Consider the following 335-nt stretch of genomic DNA (forward strand, 5'->3'; position numbering starts at 1 on the left):
GTCATGGCGTCGACGGTGAGCACCTCGTGGCCGAGGTCCTGCACCAGGTGGAGCACGAGGGCGGAGCCGATAAAGCCGCAACCGCCGGTGACAAGAACGCGCATCGCCAATCCTTCACGTCATTCGAAAACGGGGCCGAGCGCCGCCAGGCGCGGCGCGGCGCGGTCCTTGTCGGACAGCACGGCGGCGTCCGCCGCCACCGGCCACGGGATGCCGAGCTCCGGGTCGTCCCAGGCCAGGCTGCGGTCGTGCTCGCGGCTGTAATAGGCGCTGACCTTGTAGGCCACCATGCAGTTCGGCACGAGCGTGCAGAAGCCGTGGGCGAAGCCGGCCGG

2 protein-coding genes are annotated in these 335 nt (G+C 70.1%); both read right to left on the reverse strand.

The features are described from left to right. The coding region (locus SLNSH_RS24390; RefSeq protein ID WP_146140388.1) for an NAD-dependent epimerase/dehydratase family protein at positions 1-104 on the reverse strand (104 nt) is incomplete at its 3' end. A 15-nt stretch (positions 105-119) separates the two neighbouring features. Further along, positions 120-335, reverse strand: a 216-nt coding sequence (locus SLNSH_RS24395; RefSeq protein WP_146140389.1) for a dTDP-4-dehydrorhamnose 3,5-epimerase family protein, incomplete at its 5' end; no start/stop codon positions are given.

It is taken from the genome of Alsobacter soli, from assembly GCF_003004785.1.
GTDB lineage: Bacteria > Pseudomonadota > Alphaproteobacteria > Rhizobiales > Beijerinckiaceae > Alsobacter > Alsobacter soli.